Source organism: Pseudomonas sp. NFACC56-3 (assembly GCF_900100025.1).
GTDB lineage: Bacteria > Pseudomonadota > Gammaproteobacteria > Pseudomonadales > Pseudomonadaceae > Aquipseudomonas > Aquipseudomonas fluorescens_AA.
The window spans coordinates 47,246-56,334 of the sequence record NZ_FMTK01000030.1; the positions used below are offsets into that span (position 1 = coordinate 47,246).

Here is a 9,089-nt window from a genome sequence, read left to right on the forward strand (position 1 = left end):
AAAGAACGAGCCAGGCCATGCGCGGCGCCGGCACTTGACGGTCATCAATGCCTGCGGGCGGATAGAGCCTGGGAATCTGGAGCTGGAACGCTCTTGTTTGACCGGCAAAGCTACCTCAACCGTCGGTCAAGGTCCAGCCGCCAGGGGCTGGCACTTTGCCACAAGTCAAGGCATGCTAGCCGCCCTTCGGGCGTCCGGCTTATAGTGCACGTCGCGCCAGTCCAGCAAACTGCAGGATTACAGCTTGTCCAACGTCACTCCGCCCTTGTCCCCTCGCGCACCCGCTGTCGTGCCCGGCTCGCCCCTGCGCGGGACGCTGAAGGGCGCGCTGGCCACGCTGGTGCTGCTATTGCTCGGCTTGCTGTTCTGGCAACTGCTCGACCAACTGCGTGAAACCCAACAGCAACAGCGCCAATACACCATCGACTACACCGCCGATCTTGCCGCGCAAGTCAGCCTGAACATGGCCCTGAACGCGCAAATCGCCCTCAACCTGCTACCGATCGTCGAACAGCCACAGAGTGCCGACGAACAGCAAGCCTTGGTTCGTAAACTCCAGCAATCGTTACCCGAATTGCGCAGCCTGGCACTGCTGAGCCCTTCCGGGCGAGTGCTCAGTGACAGCGACGCCGACAGCCATGACGCCGACTACCTGAGTGAACTGGTGCGGCGCAGCCGGGCCCAGGCCCATTATTTCAGCAATGCCGAAGACGGCTCCGTGGTGCATCTATTGTTGCACCAGGCCAGCGGCAGCAGCCGTGGCTATTGGGCCCTGCGCCTGACCCCGAACTTTTTCGCCACCTTGACCAAGCAAGCCGATGTGGGGCTGCGCCCGCTGTGGCTGGTGGAAAACCGCCTCAACCAGCAGATCGTCAGCCGCGACGAGAGCCTGCCCTCGATCAGCCCTACCCACCTGTCGCCGGATGACCTGGAGAACACGGTGCTGACCGTGCCCCTGAGCAGCAGCGACTGGCAACTGCGGGGGCTGTTCGACCGTCGCCAGGTGATCGAGCAACTGCTGCCGGCCTTCATCGGCAAGTGCCTGCTGGGCCTGGCGTTTTCGTTGTTGCCCGTCATCGCCCTCTTGAACATGCGCCGGCGCCAGCGACAGTTGCACGAAGGTCGACGGCGTTACCAGGATATTTTCGAAGGCACCGGCGTGGCCCTGTGCGTGCTGGACCTGTCGGGGCTCAAGGTTTTTTTTGAGCGGGCGGGCCTGCACAATGGCGATCAATTGCGCGCCTGGCTGCAAACCGCTCACCAACTCGAGCAATTGCGCCAGGAAGTTCACGTCACCGAAGTCAACCAGATGGCGTTGAAGCTGCTCAACGTCGACTCCTGTGCCCAGGCTTGGCAGTTGCTGGTCGGCAAGGGCACGCCAGACAACAACCCCATCGGCTCGAAACTGCTCGAAGCGCTGCTCGACCAACACAAGCAACTGGAGCTGGAAATCAAGCTCCAGGACGCCCATGGCCGCGACCAGCACCTGTGGCTGGTGCTGCGCCTGCCGGAAAAACAGCCCGACTACAACGCAGTCATCCTGAGCATCAGCGACATCACCAGCCGCAAGCTGATCGAGCTCTCGCTGCTCGAGCGCGAAGGTTTCTGGTCCGACGTGGTGCGCACCGTTCCGGATCATCTCTACGTGCAGGATGTCATCAGCCAGCGGATGATCTTCAGCAACCATCACCTGGGCCAGACCCTGGGCTACGACCGCACCGAACTGCACCAGATGGGCGAGTACTTCTGGGAGATCCTGCTGCACAGCGACGACGCCGATCACTACCACAACCTGCGCCAGGAACAACGGCGTGGCGGGTACACGCAGCTGTTGCAATGCCAATTGCGCTTTCGCCATCGCAATGGCAAATGGCGCTGTTTCGACATTCGCGAACAAGCACTGGCCCGGGACCGGCATGACCAGGTGACCCGGATCATCGGCGTGGCCAAGGACGTCACCGAGCAGATCGAGGCCAGCGAATCGCTACGCGACAGCGAGCAACGCTACCGGATGCTCGCCGAAAGCATCAGCGACGTGATCTTCTCCACCGACAACAAGCTTTCGCTCAACTATGTCAGCCCGTCGGTGCAAGCGGTGCTGGGCTACACCGCCGACTGGATTTTCCAGAACGGCTGGCAATCGATCATTGCCAATCCACAACAACTGACCGGCATCTACAGCCTGATGGACTGCGTCAGCAAGGCCCTCGACCAGCCCGAGCAACTGGCCGAGCTGCGCAACCAGATGCAGACCCAACTGTTCCTGTTCGACTGCCTGCGCGCCGATGGGCGCAAGATCCCCATCGAGCTGCGGCTGGTGCTGGTGTGGGATGAACACGGCGCGTTCGAAGGCGTACTGGGCGTTGGTCGCGACATCAGCCAGCAGCGTCGCGCCGAAAAAGACCTGCGCATGGCCGCCACGGTCTTCGAGCACTCGACCTCGGCGATCCTGATCACCGACCCGGCCGGCTACATTGTCCAGGCCAACGAAGCCTTCAGTCGCGTCAGCGGTTACGCCGTGTCGCAAGTGCTGGACCAGTTGCCCAACATGCTGACCGTGGACGAGCAACAGGAAGCCCACTTGCGCTACGTGCTCAAGCAATTGCAGCAACACAGCACGTGGGAAGGCGAAGTCTGGCTCAAGCGCCGCAATGGCGAACACTACCCGGCCTGGGTCGGCATCACCGCCGTGCTGGACGACGAAGGCGACCTGGCCAGCTATGTGTGCTTCTTCAGCGACATCAGCGAACGCAAGGCCAGCGAGCAGCGCATCCATCGCCTGGCCTATTACGACGCCCTGACCCACCTGCCCAACCGCACGCTGTTCCAGGATCGCCTGCACACTGCGCTGCAATCGGCCGAGCGGCAGAAGACCTGGGTCGTGCTGATGTTCCTCGACCTCGACCGCTTCAAGCCGATCAACGACTCCCTGGGCCACGCCGCCGGCGACCGTATGCTCAAGGAGATGGCCACGCGCCTGCTCGGCTGCGTCGCCGACGACGACACCGTGGCGCGCATGGGCGGCGACGAGTTCACCCTGCTGCTGCAACCACGCGTCAGCCGTGAAATGGCGCTGAACCGGGCCATCACTGTGGCCGAGCAGATCCTCGCCAGCCTGGTCCGGCCCTTCGTGCTCGAAGGCCGCGAGTTTTTCGTCACCGCCAGTATCGGTATCGCCCTGAGCCCCCAGGACGGCAGCGAACTGAGCCAGTTGATGAAGAACGCCGACACGGCCATGTATCACGCCAAGGAGCGTGGCAAGAACAACTTCCAGTTCTACCAGGCCGACATGAACGCCAGCGCCCTGGAGCGCCTGGAACTGGAAAGCGACCTGCGCCACGCCTTGGAGCAGAACGAGTTCGTGCTGTATTACCAGCCGCAGTTCAGCGGCGATGGCAAACGGTTGACCGGCGCCGAGGCCCTGCTGCGCTGGCGCCATCCGCGACGTGGGTTGGTGCCACCGGGGGATTTCATCCCGGTGCTCGAAGAGCTCGGGCTGGTGGTGGACGTCGGCGACTGGGTCATCACCGAAGCCTGCCGGCAACTCAGGACCTGGCACCAGGCCAAGGTCCGGGTGCCGAAGGTCTCGGTCAACATTTCGGCCCGGCAGTTCTCCGACGGCCAGTTGGGCACGCGCATCGCCAATATCCTGCGCAGCACCGGTCTGCCACCGGCCTGCCTGGAGCTGGAACTGACGGAAAGTATCCTGATGCGCGAAGTCAGCGAGGCGATGCAGATCCTCGCCGGGCTGAAAAACCTGGGTCTGAGCATCGCCGTCGATGACTTCGGCACCGGTTATTCATCGCTCAACTACCTCAAGCAATTCCCCATCGACGTGCTGAAGATCGACCGCACCTTCGTCGACGGCCTGCCGTCCGGCGAGCAGGATGCGCAGATCGCCCGGGCAATCATCGCCATGGCCCACAGCCTCAACCTGGCGGTGATCGCCGAGGGCGTCGAGACCCACGAGCAGCTGGATTTCCTGCGCGAACACGGCTGCGACGAAGTCCAGGGCTACCTGTTCGGCCGGCCGATGCCGGCCAATCGGTTCGAAGCACAGTTCAGCAATGATGCGTTGTTCATGCTCGACTGAGGCCCTTCGGTGCCTGTAGTGGCCTCATCGCGAGCAAGCTCGCTCCCACAGGGTGATGGGCACGCAAGTCCAAATGTGGGAGCGAGCTTGCTCGCGATGGGGCCGGCCAAGGCGACGCAAAATGGCACGTGAAACCCATTCGTCCGCGACATGACGCCCTTTCATATGCCTTCCAAAACCGGTTGAGGTAGAATGCCCCCCTTTTCTGCCCCGATCCTTGAGGACCGCCATGTTCAGCCGTGATTTGACTATTGCCAAGTACGACGCCGATCTCTTTGCCGCCATGGAACAAGAAGCTCAGCGCCAGGAAGAGCACATTGAGCTGATCGCTTCGGAAAACTACACCAGCCCCGCGGTGATGGAAGCTCAAGGCTCGGTACTGACCAACAAGTACGCCGAAGGTTACCCGGGCAAGCGCTACTACGGTGGTTGCGAGTATGTCGACGTGGTCGAGCAACTGGCCATCGACCGCGCCAAGGAACTGTTCGGCGCCGATTACGCCAACGTCCAGCCGCACGCCGGTTCCCAAGCCAACGCCGCCGTGTACCTGGCGCTGCTGTCGGCCGGTGACACCATCCTGGGCATGAGCCTGGCCCACGGCGGTCACCTGACCCACGGTGCCAGTGTTTCCTCCTCCGGCAAGCTGTACAACGCCATCCAGTACGGCATCGACGGCAACGGCCTGATCGACTACGACGAAGTCGAGCGCCTGGCCCTCGAGCACAAGCCGAAAATGATCGTGGCCGGTTTCTCCGCCTACTCGCAGATCCTCGACTTCCCGCGTTTCCGCGCAATCGCCGACAAGGTCGGTGCCTACCTGTTCGTCGACATGGCCCACGTGGCCGGCCTGGTCGCCGCGGGCGTGTACCCGAACCCGGTGCCGTTCGCCGACGTGGTCACCACCACCACCCACAAGACCCTGCGCGGTCCACGTGGCGGCCTGATCCTGGCGCGCGCCAACGCAGACATCGAGAAGAAGCTGAACTCCGCCGTCTTCCCGGGCGCCCAGGGTGGCCCGCTGGAGCACGTGATCGCAGCCAAGGCGATCTGCTTCAAGGAAGCGCTGCAGCCTGAGTTCAAGGCTTACCAGCAACAAGTGGTGAAGAACGCCAAGGCCATGGCCGGCGTGTTCATCGAGCGCGGCTTCGACGTGGTGTCCGGCGGTACTGAAAACCACCTGTTCCTGCTCTCGCTGATCAAGCAGGACATCTCCGGCAAAGACGCTGACGCGGCGCTGGGCAAGGCGTTCATCACCGTGAACAAGAACTCGGTACCCAACGACCCACGCTCCCCGTTCGTCACTTCGGGCCTGCGCTTCGGCACCCCGGCCGTGACCACTCGCGGCTTCAAGGAAGCCGAGTGCAAGGAACTGGCCGGCTGGATCTGCGACATCCTGGCGGACCTGAACAACGAAGCGGTCATCGACGCCGTGCGTGAGAAGGTCAAGGCTATCTGCAAGAAGCTGCCGGTATACGGCGCTTAATCAGCCGGTCAGACCGCAATAAAAAAGCCCGCCTCTTTCGAGGCGGGCTTTTTTATTGGCCTTTAAAAAGACCACGCCACCTAAGCAAACCACCTTTACAACACTCAACATCTGCCATTGCACTTAACTTTCTGCAATACAGATAACACCACCAACAAGCAATAAACCAATAAGATCCAGCTCGCCGCACCCACACGTCAAAACTCAATACAGGATTCATTTATCACATGGACAGTGAACAATCTTTTCATGCAACACTTAGCATGTTTGATGCCCACGTAAATCTACTTGAAACACTGCATGGCAAACCCGCGATGGCAACCGTCAGTTCATTCAGCGGTGGATTCTTTACCGGCAAACCGCAAACCCATGATCACTCACACTTGCTCGGCATCCGCGCCGAAACCCAGGGCATGGACCGCGCTCAATTGATCCTGCATTTTCGGCCTACGCCCCATGGCTATATCCTGACCCTGAAAAACCCTGGAGAACACTATAACAAGCTGATCAGCAAGAGTTGGCTTGAAGTGCTCGGCGCAGAAAATCCAAATACCGTCAATCCGACGCGCTTTATTCTTATCGACCATCAACAAAACATCATCACACGGAAAAACATTAACACCCTGCACACACCCGTCTCGCTCATGACCGCCACTCATAAATATGTCGGTGGATTAAGAGTGCGCGGTTCACCTTATCGCTATCTTGCCGAGACCGAAGAAAAATCAAAGATCACTTTTATCTTGAGCCTGCGTGAAGGAAAGTGAGGCCAGCCAAAACATATAAAACCAGGCAACCCTTTGTGGCGAGGGGATTTATCCCCGCTGGACTGCGAAGCAGTCCTCACAGGAACGATCCAATCTACCAGGCACATCCAGGTGCCTGGTTTTCCCTAGCGGCTTCGCCAGTCGCAGGAAGGGGACATCAAAACAGAATCGCTTCAAAACCGGCACGGATTTTCTCTTCGGGTAGCTCGTCGGCAATGAAGACGATCACGCTTTCCCGGGGTTCATCTGCGGCCCACTCGGTGTCCCAATCGAAACCGTACAGCTTGAGTACTCCCTGGAATACCAGTCGACGAGGTTCGCCGGCGATGTTCAGCACGCCTTTGTAGCGCAGCAATTGCTTGCCGTGCTCTTCCAGCAACTGGTTCATGAACTCGCTGAGCTTGTCGATATCCAGGGCCTTGTCGGTGCGCAGCACCAGGCTGCTGATGCGATCGCCCGGGGTTGCCTTGCCCACCGGCCGCAGGCTGAACCCTGCGCCCAGATCCGCATTGAGATTGAAACCGCGAATGTCGAGCAACTCGGCCAGGTCGATCCGGCCGTGTTCAACCACCCTGATCGGTGCCCGTCGGTTGATGCGCGTCAGGCGCTCGCCAAGGGCCTGGACCTGGGCAGCGTCCACCAGGTCGGTCTTGCTCAGGAGCAGGCGGTCGGCAAACCCGACCTGGGCCTGGGCGATGGCCTGGGTCAGGTGGACGTCGGCGTGAGCCGCGTCCACCAGGGTCAGGATCCCGTCGAGGATATAGCGCTCGCGCAGGTCCTCATCGATGAAGAAAGTCTGCGCCACCGGGGCCGGGTCGGCCAGGCCGGTGCATTCGATCACCAGGCGGTCGAAGGCGATCTCGCCGCTGTCCAGCCGCTCGAGCAACAGGTAGAGGGCTTTGGTCAGGTCGGTGTGAATGGTGCAGCACACGCAGCCGTTGGCCAGGGTCATGACTTGCACCGGCTCGTCGCCCAATAGTTGGGTGTCGATACCGGCATCGCTGAATTCGTTCTCGATCACGGCGATTTTCAGGCCGTGCTCGGCCTTGAGCAGATGGCGCAACAGCGTGGTCTTGCCGGCGCCGAGGAAGCCGCTGAGGATGGTGACCGGGATGGGAGAGGACAAACTGAATCTCCTTGATGCCTGAAAGGAAAGCGGTTTCGTGGGAGCGAGCCTGCTCGCGAAGGCGTCGGGTCAGTCGACATTATCATTAACTGACACTCCGCCATCGCGAGCAAGCCCGCTCCCACAAGGGGATCTGGAGTGTATGCACATCCTGAGACCACCCCAAAACAACTGTGGGAGCGAGCTTGCTCGCGATAGCGTCGGATCAGTCGACATCATCGTCAACTGACACTCCGTCATCGCGAGCAAGCTCGCTCCCACAAGGGGATCTGGGGTGTATGCACATCCTGAGACCACCCCAAAACAACTGTGGGAGCGAGCTTGCTCGCGATAGCGTCGGATCAGTCGACATCATCGTCAACTGACACTCCGCCATCGCGAGCAAGCTCGCTCCCACAAGGGTTACATCATCCGCTGGGCATCAGCGGTTCAACAGCACTTGGGCCCACCCTTGCCGCCGTAACGGGCCTCCTGGCGTTCGCGAAAGAACGCCTCGTAGTCCATCATCGGTTTGTCCGGGTGCTTGGTTTGCATGTGCTCGACGTAGTTGTCGTAGTCGGGCATGCCGACCATCAGGCGGGCGGCCTGACCGAGGTATTTACCCAGGCGACTCAAGTCATTGAACATCGTTGCAATCCTCTATCAAGCGTCCGGCAGGGCCTGGAATGGCGCTTCCTTGTCCGTGCGTTCCTTGGTGCCCCAGGCAGCGATGCCGACCTTGAGCGCGTAGAACAGAATGCTGAAGACCACGAACAGGAACAACACCGTCAGCGTTGCGTTGGTGTAGGCGTTGAACACCACGTGCTGCATCTGCTCGATGCTCTTGGCCGGGGCCAGGATCTGGCCGGCGGCCAGGGCATCGTTGTATTTGCGCGCCAGGGCCAGGAAACCGATCGCCGGGTTGGCGTCGAACAGCTTGATCAGGCCCGCGGTGGTGGTGCAGATCAGCAGCCAGGCCGCCGGCAGCAACGTGACCCAGACGTAGCGCTGGCGCTTCATCTTGATCAGCACCACGGTGCCGAGCATCAGGGCGATACCGGCCAGCATCTGGTTGGAGATGCCGAACAGCGGCCACAAGGTGTTGATGCCGCCCAGCGGATCGATCACGCCCTGGTACAGCAAGTAGCCCCACAGCGCCACGCAGCCAGCGGTGGCGATCAGGTTGGCCGGCCAGGATTCGGTGCGCTTGAGCGAAGGCACGAACGAGCCCAGCAAGTCCTGGAGCATGAACCGCCCGGCACGGGTGCCGGCGTCCACGGCCGTGAGGATGAACAACGCTTCGAACAAGATCGCGAAGTGGTACCAGAACGCCATGGTGTTCTCACCCGGCAGCACCGAGTGCAGGATCTGCGCGATCCCCACCGCCAGGGTCGGCGCACCGCCGGCACGGGCCAGGATAGTGGTCTCGCCGATGTCCTTGGCCACCGCCTGCAGCGCCTCGGGCGTGATGGCAAAGCCCCAACTGCTGACGGTCTGGGCCACGGCCACCACGTCACCGCCGACGATCGCCGCCGGGCTGTTCATGGCGAAGTACACGCCCGGCTCGATCACCGACGCAGCCACCATGGCCATGATCGCCACGAAGGACTCCATCAGCATGCCGCCGTAACCGATGTAGCG

6 protein-coding genes are annotated in these 9,089 nt (G+C 61.2%); 3 read left to right on the plus strand and 3 right to left on the minus strand.

The window, feature by feature from the left end; translation table 11 throughout:
• The first annotated feature begins 244 nt into the window (after positions 1 to 244).
• From BLO80_RS27170 to BLO80_RS27180, 3 genes are all read left to right on the plus strand, one after another.
• Positions 245 to 4,093: a sensor domain-containing protein gene (locus tag BLO80_RS27170; RefSeq protein ID WP_092333943.1), complete on the plus strand. Its 3,849-nt coding sequence runs from the start codon at positions 245 to 247 to the stop codon at positions 4,091 to 4,093.
• Positions 4,094 to 4,322: 229 nt separating this feature from the next.
• Complete coding sequence (glyA, locus tag BLO80_RS27175) at positions 4,323 to 5,576, plus strand: serine hydroxymethyltransferase (RefSeq protein ID WP_060740543.1); 1,254 nt, start codon at positions 4,323 to 4,325, stop codon at positions 5,574 to 5,576.
• 227 nt (positions 5,577 to 5,803) lie between these two features.
• Positions 5,804 to 6,343: a hypothetical protein gene (locus tag BLO80_RS27180; RefSeq protein ID WP_092333941.1), complete on the plus strand. Its 540-nt coding sequence runs from the start codon at positions 5,804 to 5,806 to the stop codon at positions 6,341 to 6,343.
• Positions 6,344 to 6,500: 157 nt separating this feature from the next.
• Here BLO80_RS27180 and yjiA read toward each other — a convergent pair whose 3' ends face one another.
• The 3 genes from yjiA to BLO80_RS27195 form a co-directional block, all read right to left on the minus strand.
• Entirely contained in the window at positions 6,501 to 7,469 is a 969-nt protein-coding gene (gene yjiA / locus BLO80_RS27185) for a GTPase (protein ID WP_092333939.1), read from the minus strand.
• A gap of 429 nt (positions 7,470 to 7,898) precedes the next feature.
• Positions 7,899 to 8,096 carry a YbdD/YjiX family protein gene (locus BLO80_RS27190; RefSeq protein WP_003182142.1) on the minus strand — a complete coding sequence of 66 codons (198 nt, stop codon included), beginning with the start codon at positions 8,094 to 8,096 and terminating at the stop codon, positions 7,899 to 7,901.
• A gap of 15 nt (positions 8,097 to 8,111) precedes the next feature.
• A partial coding sequence (locus BLO80_RS27195) for a carbon starvation CstA family protein (protein ID WP_305882518.1) occupies positions 8,112 to 9,089 on the minus strand: 978 nt, incomplete at its 5' end.

Bases quoted from the DNA above. Each gene is read 5' to 3' on its own strand.
- BLO80_RS27190 (WP_003182142.1), bottom strand. From the start codon at position 8,096: ATGTTCAATGACTTGAGTCGCCTGGGTAAATACCTCGGTCAGGCCGCC.
- BLO80_RS27180 (WP_092333941.1), top strand. From the start codon at position 5,804: ATGGACAGTGAACAATCTTTTCATGCAACACTTAGCATGTTTGATGCC.
- glyA (WP_060740543.1), top strand. From the start codon at position 4,323: ATGTTCAGCCGTGATTTGACTATTGCCAAGTACGACGCCGATCTCTTT.